This window comes from Sphingopyxis sp. (assembly GCF_051861155.1).
Classification (GTDB): Bacteria; Pseudomonadota; Alphaproteobacteria; order Sphingomonadales; family Sphingomonadaceae; genus Sphingopyxis.
The window spans coordinates 77,520-97,435 of record NZ_JBHYDE010000010.1 but is presented as its reverse complement, the minus strand read 5'-3'; the positions used below and the strand labels follow the sequence as shown (position 1 = coordinate 97,435).

Annotated in this window: 19 protein-coding genes and 1 pseudogene; 15 read left to right on the top strand and 5 right to left on the bottom strand. The window is 62.8% G+C overall.

The features are described from left to right. Nucleotides 1–18: 18 nt before the first annotated feature. From ACTIFP_RS16555 to ACTIFP_RS16540, 4 genes are all read right to left on the bottom strand, one after another. Nucleotides 19–1,362, bottom strand: a complete 1,344-nt coding sequence (locus tag ACTIFP_RS16555; RefSeq protein ID WP_439569793.1) for an amidohydrolase family protein — start codon at nucleotides 1,360–1,362, stop codon at nucleotides 19–21. Nucleotides 1,363–1,454: 92 nt separating this feature from the next. Continuing rightward, nucleotides 1,455–2,579 carry an acyl-CoA dehydrogenase family protein gene (locus ACTIFP_RS16550; protein ID WP_439569792.1) on the bottom strand — a complete coding sequence of 375 codons (1,125 nt, stop codon included), beginning with the start codon at nucleotides 2,577–2,579 and terminating at the stop codon, nucleotides 1,455–1,457. A 245-nt stretch (nucleotides 2,580–2,824) separates the two neighbouring features. Beyond that, nucleotides 2,825–3,238, bottom strand: a complete 414-nt coding sequence (locus ACTIFP_RS16545) for a ribbon-helix-helix protein, CopG family (protein ID WP_439569791.1) — start codon at nucleotides 3,236–3,238, stop codon at nucleotides 2,825–2,827. 12 nt (nucleotides 3,239–3,250) lie between these two features. Then, nucleotides 3,251–3,544: a hypothetical protein gene (locus ACTIFP_RS16540; protein WP_439569790.1), complete on the bottom strand. Its 294-nt coding sequence runs from the start codon at nucleotides 3,542–3,544 to the stop codon at nucleotides 3,251–3,253. Between the two features lie 367 nt (nucleotides 3,545–3,911). On the opposite strand from ACTIFP_RS16540, the gene ACTIFP_RS16535 reads away from it, so the two are divergent. From ACTIFP_RS16535 to ACTIFP_RS16480, 12 genes and pseudogenes are all read left to right on the top strand, one after another. Next, entirely contained in the window at nucleotides 3,912–6,158 is a 2,247-nt protein-coding gene (locus tag ACTIFP_RS16535) for a TonB-dependent receptor (protein WP_439569789.1), read from the top strand. A 123-nt stretch (nucleotides 6,159–6,281) separates the two neighbouring features. Next, nucleotides 6,282–6,761, top strand: coding sequence for a MarR family winged helix-turn-helix transcriptional regulator (locus ACTIFP_RS16530; RefSeq protein WP_439569788.1), 480 nt, complete (start codon nucleotides 6,282–6,284; stop codon nucleotides 6,759–6,761). Next, nucleotides 6,670–7,353: pseudogene (locus ACTIFP_RS16525) on the top strand (acyl-CoA dehydrogenase family protein); the annotation flags it as partial. The gene ACTIFP_RS16530 and the pseudogene ACTIFP_RS16525, both read left to right, overlap by 92 nt. Nucleotides 7,354–7,434: 81 nt before the next feature. Further along, nucleotides 7,435–7,938, top strand: a complete 504-nt coding sequence (locus ACTIFP_RS16520; RefSeq protein ID WP_439569816.1) for an acyl-CoA dehydrogenase family protein — start codon at nucleotides 7,435–7,437, stop codon at nucleotides 7,936–7,938. After that, nucleotides 7,935–8,816, top strand: coding sequence for an SDR family oxidoreductase (locus ACTIFP_RS16515; protein WP_439569787.1), 882 nt, complete (start codon nucleotides 7,935–7,937; stop codon nucleotides 8,814–8,816). The genes ACTIFP_RS16520 and ACTIFP_RS16515 overlap by 4 nt, the downstream gene beginning before the upstream one ends. Then, a complete protein-coding gene (locus ACTIFP_RS16510) occupies nucleotides 8,813–9,625 on the top strand; it encodes an enoyl-CoA hydratase/isomerase family protein (RefSeq protein WP_439569786.1) in 813 nt (270 codons plus the stop codon). Before ACTIFP_RS16515 ends, ACTIFP_RS16510 begins: the two co-directional genes overlap by 4 nt. Next, nucleotides 9,622–10,026 carry a PaaI family thioesterase gene (locus ACTIFP_RS16505; RefSeq protein ID WP_439569785.1) on the top strand — a complete coding sequence of 135 codons (405 nt, stop codon included), beginning with the start codon at nucleotides 9,622–9,624 and terminating at the stop codon, nucleotides 10,024–10,026. Before ACTIFP_RS16510 ends, ACTIFP_RS16505 begins: the two co-directional genes overlap by 4 nt. Next, nucleotides 10,023–10,799 (top strand): SDR family NAD(P)-dependent oxidoreductase, encoded by a 777-nt coding sequence (locus ACTIFP_RS16500; protein ID WP_439569784.1) that lies wholly within the window; start codon nucleotides 10,023–10,025, stop codon nucleotides 10,797–10,799. The genes ACTIFP_RS16505 and ACTIFP_RS16500 overlap by 4 nt, the downstream gene beginning before the upstream one ends. Beyond that, a complete protein-coding gene (locus tag ACTIFP_RS16495; protein WP_439569783.1) occupies nucleotides 10,729–12,384 on the top strand; it encodes an AMP-binding protein in 1,656 nt (551 codons plus the stop codon). Before ACTIFP_RS16500 ends, ACTIFP_RS16495 begins: the two co-directional genes overlap by 71 nt. An 86-nt stretch (nucleotides 12,385–12,470) precedes the next feature. Beyond that, complete coding sequence (locus ACTIFP_RS16490) at nucleotides 12,471–13,394, top strand: phosphotransferase family protein (protein ID WP_439569782.1); 924 nt, start codon at nucleotides 12,471–12,473, stop codon at nucleotides 13,392–13,394. Next, the gene (locus ACTIFP_RS16485) at nucleotides 13,391–13,855 is read left to right on the top strand and encodes a hypothetical protein (protein ID WP_439569781.1); all 465 of its coding nucleotides are present in this window, start codon (nucleotides 13,391–13,393) and stop codon (nucleotides 13,853–13,855) included. The genes ACTIFP_RS16490 and ACTIFP_RS16485 overlap by 4 nt, the downstream gene beginning before the upstream one ends. Beyond that, nucleotides 13,855–14,970, top strand: coding sequence for a hypothetical protein (locus ACTIFP_RS16480; protein WP_439569780.1), 1,116 nt, complete (start codon nucleotides 13,855–13,857; stop codon nucleotides 14,968–14,970). Before ACTIFP_RS16485 ends, ACTIFP_RS16480 begins: the two co-directional genes overlap by 1 nt. A gap of 168 nt (nucleotides 14,971–15,138) precedes the next feature. Here the strand turns inward: ACTIFP_RS16480 and ACTIFP_RS16475 are convergent, their stop codons facing one another. Further along, nucleotides 15,139–16,053, bottom strand: a complete 915-nt coding sequence (locus tag ACTIFP_RS16475) for an acyl-CoA dehydratase activase (protein ID WP_439569779.1) — start codon at nucleotides 16,051–16,053, stop codon at nucleotides 15,139–15,141. Nucleotides 16,054–16,422: 369 nt separating this feature from the next. On the opposite strand from ACTIFP_RS16475, the gene ACTIFP_RS16470 reads away from it, so the two are divergent. The 3 genes from ACTIFP_RS16470 to ACTIFP_RS16460 all read left to right on the top strand — a co-directional run bounded on the left by ACTIFP_RS16470 (nucleotide 16,423) and on the right by ACTIFP_RS16460 (nucleotide 19,873). Beyond that, nucleotides 16,423–17,214 (top strand): SDR family NAD(P)-dependent oxidoreductase, encoded by a 792-nt coding sequence (locus ACTIFP_RS16470; protein WP_439569778.1) that lies wholly within the window; start codon nucleotides 16,423–16,425, stop codon nucleotides 17,212–17,214. 73 nt (nucleotides 17,215–17,287) lie between these two features. Next, nucleotides 17,288–18,469, top strand: coding sequence for a 2-hydroxyacyl-CoA dehydratase subunit D (locus ACTIFP_RS16465; protein WP_439569777.1), 1,182 nt, complete (start codon nucleotides 17,288–17,290; stop codon nucleotides 18,467–18,469). 27 nt (nucleotides 18,470–18,496) lie between these two features. Further along, nucleotides 18,497–19,873 carry a 2-hydroxyacyl-CoA dehydratase subunit D gene (locus ACTIFP_RS16460; protein WP_439569776.1) on the top strand — a complete coding sequence of 459 codons (1,377 nt, stop codon included), beginning with the start codon at nucleotides 18,497–18,499 and terminating at the stop codon, nucleotides 19,871–19,873. Nucleotides 19,874–19,916: the final 43 nt, after the last annotated feature.

Below are 19,916 nucleotides of genomic sequence, written 5' to 3'. Positions count from 1 at the left end.
ATTGGCGAAACATGCCCCTCAGGCAGCAGACGACCGCTCGTCTTCCAGCGGATCCATGAGGTTCTTGGGGAACAGCTTCATGATGTCGCTCGCGCGGACGACCCCGTCATGATCGCGCGGCGGTACCCCGCCACCGGTGATCGGCGTGAGATCGACCGATTTCCCCAGTTCACGAAGCATGGCGACGTTGCAGTTTTCGCGGCCGAGGCGCTCGACCGCATCCCAGCGATATTCGCGCGCCGCATTGCGGAAGGTGATCTTGTCGATATCTTCCTGACCGATCGCGCCGTCCTTGAACTCGCCGGACCAGAGCTGCTCGGGCGTGTTGGGCCAAGTGATGTCGGCATGGGGATAGTCGTTTTCGAACGTGATCGTGTCGATCCCGATCTGATGGCGCATCTCGACGCCGCGCTCGTCCTGGATGAAGCTGGAGATGAAATGCTCGCGATAGACATCGGTCGGGCGTTTGCCGTCCTTCCAGACGTGCCCCATCCAAGGGCCGTGGTTATGCTCGACCTGCTCGGCGCGTTCGAGAAAATAGGGCAGCCAGCCGATACCGCCTTCGGAAAGGATGATCTTGAGGTCGGGATAGTCCTGGATCGGATCGGACCAGAGCCATTCCGAAAAGGCCGCCATCGCCGACATGTGGCACTTGTTCAAGAATGACGCGACCGGAGAGTCGGCGCTGATATGTTCGGACCCCGTACCCGACAGGGCGCTGACGTGAATCGACAGCGGGAAGCCTTCGTCGTTGGCCACCTTCCAGAGCGGCGCCCAATAGGGGTCGTGAATCGTCGGGAAGCCCAGTTGCTGGGGCAGGGTCGGAAAGGTCGCGGTCCGCGCGCCCTTGGCGATGCCGCGCTTCAGTTCCTTGACCGCTTCGTCGACATCGAACAGCGGCAGGCCGACGATCGGGATAAAGCGATCGGGTGCGGTCGCGCACCATTCGTCGATATGCCAGTCGTTATAAGCCTGGATCAGCGCGAGCGCGAGCTTGCGGTCCTTATGGACCTGGAATAGCTCGAGCGCGAAGCCCGGGAAGGTCGGAAAGTTGACGCCGGCGAAAATGCCGTTGACGTTCATGTCGTCGATCCGCGCCACGGGATCGTAACAACCCTTGCGGATATGGTCGAAGCTGTTCGGCTCGAACCCGAGCTCTTCCTTGGGCCGACCGGCGACGGCGTTGAGCGCGAAGTTGATCGTGAACTTGCCCTCGAACTCCCAGTTGAATTCGCCATTGTCGGTTTCCCGGCATTTGGGCGCGCGATCCTTGTAGATCAGCGGCAGATGCTGATCGAAAATATGGGGCGCCTCGACGATATGATCGTCGACGCTGAAAATGACCATGTCTTCCTTGCGCATAACTCTCTCCCGAGACCGTTGGTCGGCATCTTTCGATATTAGTGCACTATTCAAGAGGTGATTGCAACGGCCTTCGACGCCAAACCTGTCTTTCAGAGCGAGCGTGCGATGATCAATTTCATGATTTCGCTGGTTCCGCCGCCGATGCGCGACACGCGCGCGTCCTTGAACATCTGGGCGATGGGATAATCGTTGATATAACCATAGCCGCCGTACAACTGGAGGCAGCGATCGACGATCCGGCCCTCCGTCTCCGTGATCCAGAGCTTGGCCATCGCGGCGGTCACCGAATCCAAGGCTCCGTCGAGTTGCATCGCGATGCAGTGATCGGCCATCAACCGCGCCAGCACCGCCTCCGTCTTGCACTCGGCAAGCACGAAGGCGCTGTTCTGGAACGCCAGGATCGGCCGGCCGAACACCTCGCGACCCTTCACATATGCGATGGTTTCGCGCAGCGCCCGATCGATCAGGGCGACCGCTTCCAGGGTGCTGATCATGCGTTCGGGCACCAGATTGTGCGTCATCTGGCGAAACCCCTCGCCTTCGCGCTCGCCGAGCAGGCAGCTATCCGGAACCTCGACCTGATCGAAAAAGAGTTCGCATGTTCCGTAAGGGGTGACGCCGATGGTCTCGAGCGGCTTTCCGCGGCTGAACCCCTTTAATTCCGCGGTTTCCACCATGAACAGCGATATGCCCTCGCGCCCTGCGTCCGCGTCGGTCTTGCACGCGACCATCAGCAAATCGGCGATATTGCCGAGTGTGGTGAAGATTTTCTGGCCGTTGATGACATAGCCATTGTTCGTGCGGCGCGCCGTTGTACGAATTGCCGCCAGGTCGGAGCCGGCGCCGGGTTCGGTCATCGCCATCGCGCCAATCATCTCGCCCGACGCCATCTTCGGAATCCAGCGGCGCTTCTGCTCTTCGGTCGCGAATTCGACGATATAGGGAGCAACCCCTATATTCTGCACACCGATGATCATGCCGGAAGCACCGTGCGCGCCGAACCGGTCGATGATGATCGCCTCATGCGCGAACGTGCCGCCGCCGCCGCCATATTCGGTGGGCGCGCTGGCCATAAGCAGTCCGGCGGCGCCGGCTTTGCGCCAAGTCTCGCGCGGCACGGCATGGTCCGCGCGCCATCTTGGAATTTCCGGCACGCATTCGCGTGTCACGAAGCGGTCGACCATATCCGAGAACATCTGCAGTTCGGAGGTCATCCAGGGCGGCGAAGATACACGGTGAGCCGACATCATGGTGCGCCTTGTCCGTACGCGCTTCCGGCGCGATGATCACCGCAGCCAAAGGCGATGAAGTGTAACAAATGGGATACTATCCGGCACAGGCGGATACGCGCAAGGCCAAAAGTGTTTGCCAAGATCCGCGGGATCATCCGCGCCTCCACGAAGGGCAATTCTCGCATCCTGCCAATATTGTACGGCCTCTCGACCGATGCATCATCAGGTCAACTGTCCCTGTCGCGCGACACTTCATCGGACAGCTTCGGTCCTGCCTCCATGCGACGGCTCAAGGAATCGACGAATGCCTCCCATCGTTTTCGGCCGGTCGCCTGCGCGGCGGCCAACGCTGCATCAGGCAGCGGCGTCGTGTAGATAAGCCAATGGCGCACGAACAGCGCAAGCGCCTCGCCTGTCAGCTCGCCATGCCATTCGAGCAGGTCGAGCTGCCGCGACATCCGGTCAAGCCGCCGCGTAAAGACCGCCCCGATTCGCTCGCCATGATCGGACGTGAGCAGCGAGGTCAACGCGGCTTCGACAACCTCGGCGCGCGTCACCCGCCGTTGGCGCGCCCGCTCGGCGACCAGTTTCACAAGTTCGGGATCGAGCCGGAAGACCTGTTTGATATGCGGTTTCGTCACCGTTCGATCCCGTCATCGGGATCGAACGACGCCGTGCGCGCATTGCGCGCCAGGCGCCTGTCCGCGGCGGTGCGCAAGCGGGACCCAGGCTCGAGGCACCGCGTACCCGTAGAAGCGGGACAGCACGAACGCATGGAGCACGGCGACATAGGCCGTGTCCGGGCTCTGCGCGAACGCATCCTGAAGAGCGAGCGTGCGCCATGCGGTGAGATCGGACACCAGCCGCTCTGACAGCGGCTTCAGCCCGGTCTCTTCCTCTTCGGGTTCGGCGACAGCCTGGTCGGACGTCGCGGGCGCCGCGTCCACGCGCTTGACTGCTCCATCTTCGCTCGGCGCGTCATCACCGGCTTCCTCGCCCCCCACCGGTTCGGCTTCGGGCTCAAGCTCGGCCGAGGGCGCCTTCTAGGGCAGACCTCGGCCGCCGCCGGCGCTTTGGAACGCCATGCCTTAGCAAGGTCTTTAACCCCTTTAAGAAACACGTTGACATTAGATAAAGTGGTTCACTAATATCGCCACTCCAGAAGCGCACATATTCTGGCAGCCAAAGGGCGCGACGCTACGGCATGAGCCGTAACGTTAGACACCCGGTTATGGGAGACGGATTATGAACAAGATTAGCAAGTGGGGTTTGTTCCTTTCATGCGCTTCGACTCTTGTCGGCGTGCAACCGGCTGTGGCGCAAGATGATGCTCCATCGGAAACACCGGCGGCCGCTGAAACTGACGCACCCGCCTATGGAGACATTCTCGTCACCGCGCAGCGGCGCGAGGAGCGCATCCAGGACATCCCGATCGCGATCACCGCGCTCGGCGGCGACCAGCTCTCTAGCGCCGGCATGGTAAGCCTCGATTCGATCGCGCCGCGCGTCCCGAGCGTCTATTTCGGGAGCTTCGGAGCGTTGCGCCCGCAGCTTTACATCCGCGGCATCGGCACGCGTTCCTTCGATCCGGGTTCCGAGAGCTCGGTCGGCGTCTTCGCCGACGAGGTATATCTTGGCCGATCGAGCGGCTCCTTCGGATCGCTCAAGGATATCGAGCGCGTCGAAGTCCTGCGCGGCCCTCAAGGCACGCTTTACGGACGCAACACGATCGGCGGTGCGATCAATGTCATCACCAAGGCGCCGACCGCGACCTTCGAGGCCGTCGCCGAGGCGGGGATCAGCAATTTCGACGGCTGGGAAGTCTTTGGCGCGGCAGGCGGCCCGATCACGTCCAACGGGACGATCCAGTTCCGCGTTGCCGGCTGGCACACCGAACGCGATGGCTATGTGACCAACCTCGCGACGGGCACCAAGTTCCAGGGGGTGGACAACACGGGCGGGCGAATTCGGCTCGCGATCGAGCCCACCGATGGTTGGCGCATCGACCTGACCGGCGAATATCTTCATGACGGCGACAAGGCGGGGTTCGGCGGCATCAACCAGGGCACCGGCCGTACGGCTGGAGGCGCTCCCGCCAACCCCGGGTCGGTCTTCTTCGCGTCCCCTGCGCGTCTGCCCAACCTGATCCGGCCCGAAAGCCTGCGTGCCGGCTTCCTGAACTTTGACCCGACGCTTGATCGCGACAGCTACAGCGGTGTCGCGCGGGTCGAGGGCGATCTTGGCTTTGCGACGCTCACCTCGATCAGCGCCTATAAAAAGCTGAAAGTACGGGACAGCCGCGACCTCGACGGCTCCTCGCTCGATACGCTGAGCCAGATCGGTATCGAACGGTCGAACCAGTACACACAAGAGCTTCGCCTGACCTCGAATCCCGACGGCGCGACCTCTTTCGACGGCAAGCTCGACTGGATCATCGGGGCTTTCTACTACAAGGACAAGAGCTCGCGCGATGACATCTTCCGGGTAGGGGTGGACAGCGCGCCGCGTGTCGCATTCGCCGGCGCGCAAGTACCGCCGGTCGCATCGACCCCGGCAACCGACACTGTTTCGGCCGACTATAACATCAAGAGCTACGCGATCTTCGGCCAGGCGACCATTCACTTCACCGACGCGCTCGAGCTGACCCTGGGCGGTCGCTACACGGAAGACAAGAAACGGATCGCTTTCGTCGACACGACCACGGATGCGCTTCCGATCATCGCTGCGGCTTTCTCAGTCAATGTCGCGCGCAAATATACGAGTTTCGACCCGCGCGCGGTGCTCAGCTACAAAATTTCGCCGGACCTCAGCGTTTACGCCAGCTACTCGACGGGGTTCAAATCGGGCGGCTTTCAATATGCACCGTTCAATGCCGCGGCAGCCGGAACAGTCTTTGCGCCCGAAGACATCAAAACTTATGAGATCGGCGTGAAATCAGACTGGCTCGACCGCCGTCTGCGCGTCAATCTTTCGGCCTTCCATTATGACTATGCCAATCTGCAGGTATCGCGCATCATCGACACCGCTTCGGGGCCGCAGACGCTGATTACCAATGCGGCGGGCAGCAAGGTCGACGGGGTCGAGCTCGAAGTCTCGATGCACCCATCGGATAATCTCGATTTTGGCTTCAACTACGGTTATCTCGATGCGAAATATGACAATTATGTCTTCAACCTCGGGCAGAATCTGACGTTCGATGGCACGACACTTGTTCGCGCGCCCAAGCACAGCATCAGCGTCAACGGCGAGTGGCGAATTCCGTTCGGCGATAACAAGGTGACGCTCGCGGCGAGCTATTCACTGCTCAGCGACTTCTTCCACGAACCCGGCGAAGGCAATCCCATCTTTGGCTCGGGAATTCCGCTCACCGCGGAGGAAGGCTATGGCCTGCTCGACTTGCGCGCCTCGGTCGATTTCGCCTCCAACTTCCGGCTGACCGCTTATGCCAGCAATGTGCTCAACACCGATTACCGCCGCACGGTAAATGCCCTCGGCGCGACGGTCGTTGGCTTTGCCGGGCAACCCCGGATCATCGGCCTTCGCGGTACTTTCACCTACTGATAAAAGGGGAGCCGGTACGCGGCGTCCCATCGCAGTGTCCCGGCAAGGTCCCCAGATGATTGGAAGGTAGAAGGAATGCGTGGAGCGGAGCGGCTGGCGGCAGTAGACAAAAGTGTGGCACCGATGGCTGCCGCATTGCCCGACCTGCCTATGGACGAAACGATCATGGTGCGGCTTCTACGCATTTGCGTGGTCGGTCTCGGGCAATTTTTCGAACCGGTTTTCCGCCACATGGGCCTGTCGGAAAGCTCGTTCCACGTGCTCTGCCTGCTAATGGCCGAACAGGATGGTGAAGCACCGCCAGCCAAGCTCAGTGAGCTCATCGGGGCTAGCCGTGCCCATATGAGCCAGATTGTCGACGTGCTGTCCCGCGATTCCCTGGTCGAACGGATCAGCGACCCCAACGATGCCCGGCGCCATAGCGTCCGGATAACGTCCAGCGGACGCGCGCGAACGCAAAAGGGCCTTCGCGACTTCGCCGCGCCGATGCAGCGCGCGTTCGCCGGGCTGAATGCCGACGAGTTCGCGCAACTGGCCGCTTTGCTCCGCAAAGCGGTCATATCCTTCGACAACGACGCCTTCGAACCGCAACGCGACACATGAGAGACGAGACAGCATGATTTTCACGGACGACCAACTGGCCCTACAGGATGCGGCGCGACGCTTTGCCCGTGAGCGGCTGTTGCCCAACTATCTCCAGCGCGAAATTGATGCGGCGCTCGAGCCGGGCCTAGTACGCGAGATGGGCGAGATGGGCCTGCTCGGAATAGACCTGCCGGAAGCCTATGGCGGCATGGGCGCAAGCGCTGTGACCGCGGGAATCATTGCAGAAGAACTCGCCTATGGCGACTTCAATGTCTCGGCGCTGGCGGTGGTCCAGTCGCTTTGCGGGACAATTGTCGTTCGCAACGGGACAGATTCCGTTAAGGATGAATGGCTGCCCAAGGTCTGCCGCGGCGAGGCAACGCTAGCCTTGTCCATCACCGAACCCCATGCCGGGTCGGACGCCACCGCTCTGCGTCTTCGTGCCCGCAAGGACGGGGACGATTATATACTCGACGGCGAGAAGGCGTCGACCAGCTTCGCCGGCCAGGCAAGCGTTTACGTCGTCTTCGCGCGCATTGGCGACGGGACGGGATCCAGCGGCGTCACGGCTTTCCTGGTGCCTGCCACGGCCGAGGGGCTCTCGACGACGCGATACCGCGACGTTGGCAGCCATGCCTCAGGCCGAGGATCGGTCTTCTTCGACGGCGTTCGCGTTCCCGCTTCGCATCGGTTGGGGGCCGAAGGGCGCGGCTTTACCGAAGTCATGGCGGGCTTCGATTTCAGCCGCGCGCTGATCGCGCTGCAATGCATCGGCGCAGCGCAGGCCTCGATCGACGAGGCGTGGGCGTATTCGGCCGAACGCGAGGCATTCGGCGGGCCAATCGCCCAGTTCCAGGGAGTAACCTTTCCGATCGTCGAGGGCGAAACGCAGATCGCGGCGGCGCGCCAACTGGCCTATCATGCCCTCGCGCTTCGCGACGCAGGACAGCCGCACACGGTCGAGGCGGCGATGATCAAATGGTTCGGACCGCGCACGGCCTTCGATGTGATCCACCAATGCTTGCTGACCTTCGGACATTATGGATGGTCGATGGATCTGCCGCACCAGCAGCGGATGCGCGACGTTATGGGACTCGAGATCGGTGACGGTACCGCGCAGATCATGAAGCTTATTGTCGCTCGCGCGCGTGTCGGGCGCGCCGCCGACCCCAAGCGTCAGGCGGTGACCGCATGAGCTACGCATCGATCTTTCGCCCCGGCCTCTATGCTGGCCAGATCGTGGTCGTCACCGGCGGCGGCAGCGGAATCGGCCGTTGCACCGCGCACGAGCTCGCGGCGCTCGGGGCCACGGTCGCGCTGGTGGGGCGCAAGCTGGAGAAGCTGGAGACGGTAAAGGACGAGATCGTCTCCGATGGCGGCAAGGCCTCGACGCATGTCTGCGACATTCGCGACGAGGAACAGGTGATCGCGATGGTCGATGCGGTACTGGCAGCGCATGGCAAAATCGACGGGCTGTTCAACAATGCCGGCGGACAATATCGCGCGCCGCTGCGGGACATCACGACGCGCGGCTTCGAGGCCGTGGTGCGCACCAATCTGACTGGCGGCTTCATCGTCATGCGCGAAGTCTATGTCCGGTGGATGGAGGAACATGGTGGAGCGATCGTCAACATGATCGCCGATATCGAGAATGGCTGGCCGAATTATGCGCATTCGGGCGCTTCGCGCGGCGGCATGCTGACCCTGAGCGAAAGCGCAGCGAGCGAGTGGGCGGCTGCTAATGTGCGGGTGAATTGCGTTGCGCCGGGTGCAATCGCCTCGAGCGGCCTCGACACCTATGACGCGGCCGACACCCCCTATATACAGAATGACATCGCGCGCGAAATTCCGCTGCAGCGCTTCGGGTCCGAAGCCGAAGTGTCGGCCGCGATCGTCTTTCTGCTTTCGCCCGCCGCCGCCTTCGTCACCGGCGCGACGATCCGCGTCGATGGAGGGGCGCCCAATGCGCGGCGCGTCTGGGGACCGCTTACACCATCCGACAAGAGCCAGCCGTATGACGGCTTTCATCGCGCGGCACCGCCCGCCATCCTCGCCGCCAAGGACAAGTCATGACCGAGAAAGTTCTGTACGATAAACGTGGGCCGATCGCCTATATCACCCTCAACCGGCCAGAGGTGAAGAATGCCATCGACCTCGATGTGCATGATCGCCTGCGCGAGATCTGGATCGACTTTCGCGATGACGAGGATCTGCGTATTGCGATCCTCACCGGTACCGGTGATGCCTTCTGCGCGGGTGCCGATCTCCGTACGCATGTTCCCGAGTGGGACGGGGTCGGTCCGTCGCTCGGCCGTGACAAGCTCGACGACGGTTTCGCCGGCGGCATCACCCGCGGGCTTCACCGCATCTACAAGCCGATTATCGCCGCATGCAATGGCTGGGTGCTCGGCGGCGGGCTCGAGCTGGCGATGGCGTGTGATATCCGCATTGCATCGGAGCGCGCGCAGTTCGGCTCCTTCGAATTGCGCCGCGGCATGCATCCTGCCGACGGTGGCATCGTCCGGCTGGTCAATACCTGCGGCGTCGGCATCGCGCTCGAAATGGAGCTCACCGGCGAACCGATCGACGCGCAGCGGGCGTTGATGACGAATATGGTCTCGAAGGTTGTGCCGCACGATGCGTTGATGGCGGCAGCAGAGGATATGGCGGCCCGCATATTGCGCAACGACCGGCGCGCCGTCGAGTCGGCAAAGGAAACGATTTTCGAAGTTGTCGGACGGACGCTCGACGAACAGCTGAAGGTCGAATGCCTGTTCGGCTATGCGCTGTGCGGAGGCAATCCTGAACTCGTCCGTCGATCGGAAGAATTCCTGGCCAAGCAGGACCGCGGCCGCGTCGGCAAGAATGCGTCGGCGCTGTGAGCAAGGATGTGCCCGAAGGGTTCGAACCGCTTGTTCTGGACTGCGGGTACAACGACGCGTTCGGCCCCGCCTATGTCAATCTCGCCGAACACAAGATCGGTTTCCGCGTCGGGCCGCAGCATCTGAACCCCGTCGGCGGCTGCCACGGGGGCGCGATGGCGACCTTCGCAGACATGCAGATCAGCGCAGTCGGCCCCGAAGCCTATGACGCGCATCGTGCCACAATCAGCCTGACGGTCGAGTATCTCGCGCCGGTCGGGCCGGGGGTGTGGGTCGAGGCCGAGGTCGTCTGCCCTAAGGCCACGCGAACGCTGGTCTTCACGCAGGCGATCATCACGGCCGATGGCGAGCCGGTAGCGCGCACCTCGGGCATTTATCGCAACGCGAGCAAGGCGCCATGATGGAGAAGCCGCTTTGTGAATGCGGGGTCGCCATTTTGGGCGGCACGGCGGGTGTCGGGTTCGAGGCGGCCGCGCAATTTGCCGAAACCGGGGCGCGTGTCGTTGTTCTCGGTCGCAACGACGACCGCGGCGCGGCGGCCGTGGCCAAGCTGCTAGCGCGTGTACCCGGCGGTTCGATCGCCTTCGTTCGCGTCGACGCGGCCGACGCTCAAGACGCCGTGCGCGCGGAAAACGAGGCGCGCGTCCTTCTCGGGCAGATCGACGTCCTGATGTGCACCACCGGCCCCAGCCACCCCCCGGAATTGCTCCACGAAATCCCCATCGACGAGGTCATGCCGCGGATCGATGAAATCACCCGGCCGCCGCTCCACATGATGAGTGCCGTGCTTCCGGCGATGCGCGCCGCCGGCGGCGGCGCGATGGTTATCGTCGCATCCGATGCCGCCAAGACCGCCACCCCAGGCGAAACGCTCGTGGGAGCGGCGATGGGGTGCATCGTGATGTTTGCACGCGCCGCCGCGCTTGAGGAAAAGCGCCGCGGTATCCGCATTAACCTGCTGACGCCGTCGCTGATCGCCGACACGCCCGGGGCGGCGCTCATCGACAGCAGTCCCTTTGCTGCCAAACTGTTCCAAAAGGCTGCTGCGATGGCGCACCTGGGCGTCGCCGACGCAAGCGACCTGGCGGCGATGGCGCTCTACCTTGCCAGCCCGGCCGCACGCCGCATCACGGGCCAGGCGATCAGCATCAACGGCGGCATCTCGGTGGCCTGATATGAACCAGCACAGCCTTTCCGATTCCCAACTCGCCAACTGGCAGTTCGACAATATCCGCAGTATCGCCGATATCGCACCTTATTGGGCGACCAAGACGCCCGACGCGATCGCGCTTATCGATGGTGACCGTAGGCGCAGCTATGAGTCGTTAGACGAGCGCAGCAACCGTATCGCCAGCCAGCTGATCGCAATTGGCGCAGGACCAGGGGCGCTAGTCGGCTATTTCGGCAAGAATAGTATCGAGTTCTGGGAGCTCTGGTTCGGCGCAAGCAAGGCGGGCTGCGCGCTCGCGCCGTTCAACTGGCGTTGCGCGTCCGCCGAACTGGTCCAGATCGTCGATAATGCCAAGCCCGCGCTGGTCGTGGTCGCCGCCGAATTCGAGACGGTGTTTGCACAGGTCCGCGATGGCTGCTCCACCCATTTCCCGATCATTATGTTCGGTGCGGAAGACGATGCCTATGGTGACTGGCTGGCCGCAGGAGATGCCGGCGCGGTGACCCGCGACGTCGATGCGGATGAAATCGGTCTCGTCTCCTTCACCTCCGGCACCACCGGCCTGCCCAAGGGCGTCGCCACGACGCAGGGCAATTTCGCCTGGTCTTTCCTGTGCACCGCACTCGAACCCGCGCTGGCTTGGGAGGCAGGCGACGTCATGTTGATGGCCATGCCCAATTTTCACCTCGGTGGCAGCTGGCTGTGCCTATACGCGCTGCTCAACGGAACGGCGATCACCATGGTGCCACAGTTCGACCCCGACCTGTGCATCGACGCCATCAACCGCGACCGGGTGAGCATGGCGCCGATCGTTCCGGCAGCGATCCAGTTACTGCTCGATCATCCCCGCGCCTCGCCCGAGGCATTCGCGGCGCTTCGCTCGATCATCTATTTCGGTTCACCGATCGGCGCGACGACGATGATGCGGGCGCGCGCCGAAATTGGCTGCGACCTGATCCAGGTCTATGGCACAACCGAGGCCAATTTTGTCACGATCCTGCGGCCCGAGGACCATTTCACCGACGATGCGGCGATCCTGGCTTCGTGCGGCCGCGCATTGCCGCTGTGTGTGATACGTGTTGTCGATGCCGACGGCCATGTCGTGCCAGCGGGCACCGTTGGCGAGGTCGAGGCGCGCAGTCCGATGGCGTTTGCCCGCTACCTGGGACGTCCCAGCGCAACGGCCGAAGTCTGGCGAAGCGGCTGGTATCGCACTGGCGATCTCGGACGAATGGATGCGGCGGGATTTCTCACCATCGTCGATCGCGCCAAGGACATGATCATCAGCGGCGGAGAGAATATCTACTCGGCCGAGGTCGAAGGCGCGCTCGGCAAGCTCCCCGGAATTCGCCAATGCGGCGTCGTCGGCCTGCCCGATGCGAAATGGGGTGAGCGGGTGACGGCGGCAGTGATTGTCGATCCGGCCGCTGGACTGACCGACGCCGCGATCATCGCGCACTGCCGCACGTTGATCGCCGGCTACAAGGTTCCCAAGCAAGTGCTATTTCTCGAGGCGCTACCGCAAACACCGACCGGCAAGGTGCAAAAAGCAGCGCTGCGCAAACTTCTCGCGGAGTCCGGGGCTTGAGCGTCGCTTCCGCCTCTGACCTGCCCGCGCGGCTGGAGCCCTGGTTCGCGCAGCATGGCGTCGTCGCTCCGCGCGTTGGCGGCATGATGCAATTCCCTTCGGGATTTTCATGGATCACCTATGCCTTCACACTGAAATCCGAAAGCGGCTCCCAGGACCTCATCCTGCGCATCGGCCCCGGAAACGGCCTTTACGCTCCCTATAGCGCTGAGCCCGAATTTGCTGCGCTCGCGGCCGTTCAGGGATCATCGGTCGCGGCGCCGCGTCCGCATTACTGGTCGGACGACGACACCATTCTGGGCGGTCCCTTTCTTATCGTCGACAAGGCAAAGGGATCTACGCCGATCCCATGGGGACACGACGATGGCTTGTCGGACTCGGCGCGGGCTACAATCGGTGCACAGTTCGCCGACGCGCTCGGGGCGCTCCATGCCATCGACTGGCGGGGCAGCCCGCTCGCCCGCTTCGGCGACGGCCTCACCAAGGAAAATGTGGCACTGCGCGAGGTCGAACGTTGGGAGGCCGGATACCGCCGCTGGGCCCTACGGCCGCATCCGATGCTCCACAAGCTCATCGGCTGGCTGCGGGCTAACCCGCCCGTCGCCCCGCGGCTCAGCATCATCCACGGCGACTATCGTCTCGGCAACTTCCTCGAGGTCGACGGGCGGATTACCGCGATCCTTGACTGGGAGCTCGTACATCTTGGCGATCCGCACGAGGACATTGCCTGGACCTGCCTCCCGCAATATCGCGGCGGTACGCCGCTAATGTCCAAGCTGGTATCGCGCGAGGAGCTTTATAATCGCCATGCGGTAAGGACCGGCGTAGCAGTCGATCCAGCCAACGTTCATTATTACACGCTGTTCTCGTTGCTCAAGCTTGCTGTCACGCATATCGCGGCGGCCTATGCGTTCGAGCGCAACGGGTTTCGCGATATGCGCATGCCGGCAATGGCTACCCAGATCGCGCCCACCTTGCGCCAGATCGAGAAATTGCTGGTGGCGGCATGAACAACAGCTTTGCCCGCCTGATCGAGGGCATGGTCGACGTGCTGCGCCGCGACCTGATCCCCGTAATGGACGGGGAGTTCGCGCGGGGTCAGGCATATGGGGTGATCTTCATGCTCGAAAGCCTGAAGCTGCGCGGCGACTGGTCGCCAGCCTTTCTAGGCGAGCAGGTAGCGGCGCTCCGCGAGCTCCACGAGGCGATCGCTGCCGTGCCGAACCGGCCTGCCGGTATGCCGTCGCTGTCGATACCGCTAGCGGCCGACGTTCCATCGCGCGACCTTGGCGACCGGGAGGTGGCCGCTCTCATTGACTGGCTCGCGGTCCAGTCGGCGCCTCCGGTAGCGATACAGGACGCCCTCGACGCCTATCTGACCCGCCAGATCCGATATGAGCTCGCGACCAGCGCGCGCCCGATGTTTGCCGAAATTTCGCTGGGCCGCGAACCCGATAAGGACGAACCATAATGCTGACCCCACAGGACGATCTGATCGGCCACCAGACGACGACGACTTTCGATCATGTCCAGTCGAGCGATCCGGCGTGGATGGAGCGGCTGTGGTACACCGGCCATCCGGTTCCGGGCGGCGATGTCATTTTCGACATCGGGCTCGGCTATCATCCGAACCGCAATGTGATGGACGCCTTTGCCGGGATCACGCGCGGCGGCGAGCAGATCGATTTTCGCGTCAGCCGCCACTCACGGCCCAATCCGCTCGATACGGCGCTTGGTCCTCTGGCGATCGAGGTTGTCGAAGGGCTGCGCCATCACCACCTTTCGCTCGGGGAAAACGAGTCCGGCTTGACCTTCGATCTCGATTTCCACGCGAGCATGAATGCCCATGAGGAAGAGGCCCATTTCCGCCGCCGCAAGGGACGGGTCACCGAAGACATGGCGCGCGTCCAGCAACTCGGGCGGTATCGCGGCTGGATCGCACTCGATGGCGAACGATGGGACGTGACGCCCGAAACTTGGTGGGGACAGCGCGACCATAGCTGGGGTATCCGGGCCGAAATGCGCACCGATCCGGCGCATCCACCGATGACCTTCTATCCCTCCTTTCTGTTTCTCTGGATCACGGTTCAGTTCGCCGATTACGGCCTGCAGCTTTTCCTCAAGGAACGCGCGCCGGGCGACATCATCTACATTACGGGCGAAGAAGTTAGGCCTGTCGAAGAACGGCCGGGCGGTACGCGGCGACTGGTCGCGATGACCCACGACATCGACTGGGCCGATGACAGGATGGGTCAAACGGTCCGGTCCGCGCTGCTCGAGCCGATCTTCAGCGACGGAAGCCGGCGGAAGCTCGACGTGCGCGCCCTGCCCGCACGCTATTTTCTCAAGGGTGGTCTCTATGGCGGGCTCGGTGGCTGGTTCCACGGCGACGACAAAGGCAAGCTGTTTGCAGATCATGGCCGCTGGAAACTGGACAATGCCGCCGATCGCGCTGCGTTGCGCACCTTGTCTGACCATGTCATCGAGGTTCGCGACGGTGACAATATCGGCTGGGGCATCATGGAATATGGCGTGGGCGAAGGCTATGCCCGCTACCCGGGCGTACAGGAGTTTCCTCCGATCTAGAGCGCGCTCATCGACAGCTCCGCGGCGGGCCGACGTCCGACGATCGGAAAATCCTCGGCTGGCGCGCCAGCGAAGCGCTGGGGGCGCGTTGCCGCAAGAATGGAATGGCGCGTGCCATCAAAATTTGCGCGGCGGGCGACTGTAGAGGGATGAACGGCTCAATTGGAACTAACGCGAAGGGTGAGCGCCGGCGACCGCAGCGACCGGATCTCCTTTGCACGCAGGAGCGCAACTCCCCGGAATTCCGATCCGGCTCTCGAGGTCGTCATCCTCCTCGGGCGCGGCCAATTTGCCAAGCGAAGCCTTATAGTCGTCGAGTGCCAGCAGCGCCGCGCCCAGCGCGCCCGCGATCTGTGGCTGCTCAGGCAGCAGGAGCGGCATGCCGAGGACTTTTTGGATATGGTGGACCGCCGCCGGATTCCTTGCCACCCCGCCCGTCATCGCGACAGGACCGACCTTTCCGACCCTGCTCACGAGCCCCAGCGTCCGGTTGGCGATCGCGGCATGAACCGCGGCAAGCACGTCGGGCTTTCCATGTCCCTCCGCTAGCAGCGAGATGACCTCGGTCTCGGCGAAGGTTGCGCACATGCTCGAAATCTTGAGCTCCTGCTCGGCTTCGAGTGCGAGGCCGCCCATGCGGTCGAGCTCGATTTCCATCGCGCGCGCCAGCACCTCCAGAAATTTGCCCGTGCCGGCCGCGCACCGATCGTTCATCGCGAACTGGACCACGAGGCCGTTTGCGTCGACCGCGATGACCTTGCTGTCCTGTCCGCCGATATCGATGACGAGCCGGGCTTCGGGCACCATGGCCACCGCGCCGCGCGCATGGCAGGTGATCTCGGTATAATTTTTCTCGGCGATATCGAGCATGCGTCGGCCGTAACCGGTGCTCACGGTGCGGACCATATCGACCTGCCTGAGCCCTACCTCGGTCAAGGCGTCGGCAACCGACGCGGCCACTCCCTGGCCGCTCACCGCCCCCATATGGGCAACGTTGGAAGCAACGATCTTCCCTTCCACGTCGAGGATAACCGTCTTGGCGGTTGTCGATCCGAAATCGATCCCCATCACAAAGGCGTTCATCTCTTACCTCTCCATTCGACGAGCCGGTTCAGCGGTCAGCAGCCGGCGGCCCTCAGCGCTTTAGCGCGCGCTCGAGCCGGGCCGCGGTTGAGCATGACCTGTGTCGAGCATATAGCATTAATAAATGTAACTCATCAACTATCAACTGTTGATGAGGCCCTGCCCAACGAAGTCCGCGCCATCACGGAGGTTCAACGCCACCCTCCCATCGCTTCCAAGCCACCGTCCCAAAAATGAATCGCAAGCTTTTCCCGGTTTTTCCTGCAGCATCCCTCAGAAGAATCCCCGGCATGACAACAAAGGACAAATCCCCCATTGACGCCTAATGAGTTTTACTCAACAATGAGTCGCGAGAGGACGGAAGCAGCAATGAACGACAGAGCGGGCGCCAAACCCTATAGTGAATGCGGCGTGTTGATAGCCGGCGGCACGTCGGGCGTGGGACTCGCCTCGGCCATCGGCTTCGCGCGCGAAGGCGTGCGCGGCATCGTTCTGCTCGGCCGCGATGCGGAGCGCGGGATAAAAGCCGCAGCCGCTGTTCTGGCGGCCGTGCCGAATGCCAGCGTAGACTTCGTCAGCGCCGATGCGTGCGACATCGCCGACATAACGCGCGCTGCCGAAGAGGCGCGAGCGAAGCTCGGTTCGATCGACATTCTCCTCAATTCCACCGCGAGCAATTATGCGCCCGACCTTCTGATGCGGACGCCGATCGAGGACATATCGGGCATTTTCGATCGTCTCGTGCTTCCCCCCATCTACCTGACGCGCGTGGTGCTCCCATGGATGCGCGAGCAGAAGAGCGGCTCGATCATCAACATGGCGTCGGACGCGGCGAAGACGGCGACGCCCGGCGAAACGATCGCCGGCGCCGGCATGGCCGCGATCGTCATGTTCTCCCGCACGCTCGCGATGGAAGCGAAGCGCGACGGAATTCGCGTGAACGTCCTCACGCCTTCGCTCATCGCAGGAACCCCGACGGCCGATCTCGTCACCGGCGGCGGATTTAGCGCGAAGCTGTTCGAGAAGGCGGCCGCGATGGCGCATCTCGGTGTCGCCGTCCCCGAGGACCTTGCCGATATGGTCGTCTTCCTCGGCGGGCCCCAGTCGGCGCGGCTCACGGGTCAGGCGATCAGCATCAACGGAGGCATATCGGCGGCATGATGCCTCCTTATCAATCGGGTCCGACGTCGGACCATGGCGAACGGGACTGCAACTCCGTCGCCCGGAGAAGAAAATGAACGGCGCAGACAAAATCAATCTCATCCTCGGCGAACTCGCCGGAGTTGCCAGCGACCCGCATGGCTATGCCGCCGCGTGGAAACGGGAAACCGGGCGGAAGGTGATCGGGGTCTTCCCGATGAACTTCCCGTCCGAGCTCGTCCACGCCGCGGGCGCGCTTCCGCTCGTCGTCCAGGAAGACGAGGCGCCGATCACGCTCGGGCGCAGCCTGCTCTATGAATTCTACTGCGGCTACACGCGCAGCATCGTCGACCAGGCGGCAACCCGGAAGTTCGACGTCTACGACGCCTTCTATCTCGTCGATCATTGCGTCGCGCTGCTCGGCGCAGCCGACGCGCTGCGCTTCGAGATACCCGACAAACCGGTCTTCCTCGCGCAATATACGGCCTCGATGGACGAGGCGTGGACGCCCGCCGAGATCCGGAAGCGGGTCGAGGACTTGCGCGGCGCTCTCGCGGAATTTTGCGATGCCACCCTCTCGGACGATGACATCGCAGCCAGCATTGCGGCCTATAATCGCAACCGCGACATGCTGCGGCAGATTTATGCGCTCCGCCGCTCGGGCAAGATCGCGCTCACCGGCCGCCAGATGCAGATATTGGTGAAATCGAGCATGATCATGGAGGTCGGGGCGCATAACACTCGTCTCGATGCGCTCCTGCCCTTGCTCGAGACCGGCCTGCCGGCACCGGCCAATCTCGTGAAATTGCATCTCTCGGGCCATTTCTGCCATGCGCCGCGACCCGAGCTTCTCGACATGATCGAGGATTGCGGCACGGTCATCGTCGACGACGACCTCTTCACCGGCTTTCGCTTCATCGCGACCGACGTTCCGGCCGATAGCGACCCGGTCGCAGCGCTCACGCGCTGGTATTTCGATCGCAACACGCATGTCCCCTGCTCGACGCGCTCGCAAATGACCGTCGACTGGGAGGATTATCTGACCCGGTCGGTCCATGCGAGCGGCGCCGAAGGCGTGCTCATCCTGCTCGCCAAATTCTGCGAGCCGCACATGCTCTACTATCCCGAGCTGCGCAAAGAGCTGATGCGCAGCGAAATCCCGCACCTGCTCATCGAGACCGAGCATGAGGGTCTGGCGCTCGAGATGCTGCGGACCCGGGTCGAGGCGCTCCTCGAGACGATACGCCTCAGAAAATTGCAGCCCGTCCTGGCCTGACCGGCTCGAACCCGAAGGAATGATCTGATGTCGCTGATAACGGAAAATGCACAGCCGAAGCTGGTGATCCCGCAAAAGGGGGCACCCGCCAATCGTCTCGTCAGCACGCGAAGCGGCGGCAAGATGGTGAAAGATTATTGGGACCGGCTCTTCTCCGCACGCGAGCGCGGTGCGACAGTCGTCTGGTATAATGGCGCGGCGCTCAACCCCATCTTCCAGGCGGCCGGGATCGAATGGTGCCACGGCGAGGCTTTTGGCGCGCGCCTTGCCGCGATGCACCTCGAAGGTCCCGCGCAGCGGATGGGCGAGGAATATGGCTATAATCAGGAGCTTTGCTCCTATGCGCGCACGACGCTCGGATGCGCGGTGCTGACGCAGAAGGAAGCCGCAAAATATGTGAATGCGGGCGATGGCGCCGACGTGCCCGATATTCCGAGCCAGGAGGTCCTGGCGAGCAAGCTGCCACCGCCCGATCTCTTCGTGAATGCCTATGCGGGCTGCAGCACCGGCCAGCAGTGGGACGAGATCTCGTACCGCCTGTTCAACAAGGAGCTGCCCTTCTTCAAGGTCTCCTACCCGCTTCTCTGGGGCAACAAGGCGGACGCCGGCTATCTGCGCGGCGAGGAGTGGATGGAGGCGTCGCGCTATGTGGCGGCGCAGATCCACAAGCTTATCGAATTTCTCGAATTTCATACCGGGCGTCCGTTCGACTGGGACGCCCTCCGCCAGTCCATGCACTATATCAAGAAGGCGGCGCAGCTCCGGCTCGACGCGCTCGCGCTGTGCAAGGCGACGCCGACCCCGGCAGTGTTCTGGGACTGGGTCGCCAGCATCGCGCCGATCAATTTCCTCCCCGGGAACCAGGACCTCGTCGACTATTTCGCCGGGGTGAAGGCCGAGATCGAACAACGCGTGATCGACGGGGTCGCAGCGCTCCCGGGCGAGCGCTATCGCCTCGCCTTCGACGGCATCATGAACTGGAACAAGGTCGGCTGGCTCGCCAACCAGTTCGCCGACCATGATGCGGCGGTGATCTGCGGCCGCTATACGCACAGCTCCTTCTGGAACGAGCCGCACCTGATCGACGAGGATGATCCCATCCTAGGCATGGCGCAGCATTATCTTCTCTGCCCGTTCAACCACAGCACCAAGACGCTCGGCGAACTCCTGCTGCGCGACTGCGAAACCTATGGCATCGACGGGGTCGTCTTCCACGCCACGCGAACCTGCCGTTCTGCCTCGAACGGACAGATGGTGATGGCGAAGATGGCGCAGGCGCGCGGCATCCAGACGATGGTCCTCGAAGGCGATGTCGCCGACGCCTCTTTCTACAAGGACGAGATTTTGATGAGCCGCCTCGAGGCAATGCTCGAGACGATCGACGTTCGCCGCCGCAATTTCTGATCCTCGCGGCTAAACAGACAAGCTCCCATGCGGGCGTCGGCGG

Bases quoted from the DNA above. Each gene is read 5' to 3' on its own strand.
- ACTIFP_RS16555 (WP_439569793.1), bottom strand. From the start codon at position 1,362: ATGCGCAAGGAAGACATGGTCATTTTCAGCGTCGACGATCATATCGTC.
- ACTIFP_RS16550 (WP_439569792.1), bottom strand. From the start codon at position 2,579: ATGACCTCCGAACTGCAGATGTTCTCGGATATGGTCGACCGCTTCGTG.
- ACTIFP_RS16530 (WP_439569788.1), top strand. From the start codon at position 6,282: ATGGCTGCCGCATTGCCCGACCTGCCTATGGACGAAACGATCATGGTG.
- ACTIFP_RS16515 (WP_439569787.1), top strand. From the start codon at position 7,935: ATGAGCTACGCATCGATCTTTCGCCCCGGCCTCTATGCTGGCCAGATC.
- ACTIFP_RS16510 (WP_439569786.1), top strand. From the start codon at position 8,813: ATGACCGAGAAAGTTCTGTACGATAAACGTGGGCCGATCGCCTATATC.
- ACTIFP_RS16500 (WP_439569784.1), top strand. From the start codon at position 10,023: ATGATGGAGAAGCCGCTTTGTGAATGCGGGGTCGCCATTTTGGGCGGC.
- ACTIFP_RS16490 (WP_439569782.1), top strand. From the start codon at position 12,471: ATGCAATTCCCTTCGGGATTTTCATGGATCACCTATGCCTTCACACTG.
- ACTIFP_RS16485 (WP_439569781.1), top strand. From the start codon at position 13,391: ATGAACAACAGCTTTGCCCGCCTGATCGAGGGCATGGTCGACGTGCTG.
- ACTIFP_RS16480 (WP_439569780.1), top strand. From the start codon at position 13,855: ATGCTGACCCCACAGGACGATCTGATCGGCCACCAGACGACGACGACT.
- ACTIFP_RS16475 (WP_439569779.1), bottom strand. From the start codon at position 16,053: ATGAACGCCTTTGTGATGGGGATCGATTTCGGATCGACAACCGCCAAG.
- ACTIFP_RS16470 (WP_439569778.1), top strand. From the start codon at position 16,423: ATGAACGACAGAGCGGGCGCCAAACCCTATAGTGAATGCGGCGTGTTG.
- ACTIFP_RS16465 (WP_439569777.1), top strand. From the start codon at position 17,288: ATGAACGGCGCAGACAAAATCAATCTCATCCTCGGCGAACTCGCCGGA.
- ACTIFP_RS16460 (WP_439569776.1), top strand. From the start codon at position 18,497: ATGTCGCTGATAACGGAAAATGCACAGCCGAAGCTGGTGATCCCGCAA.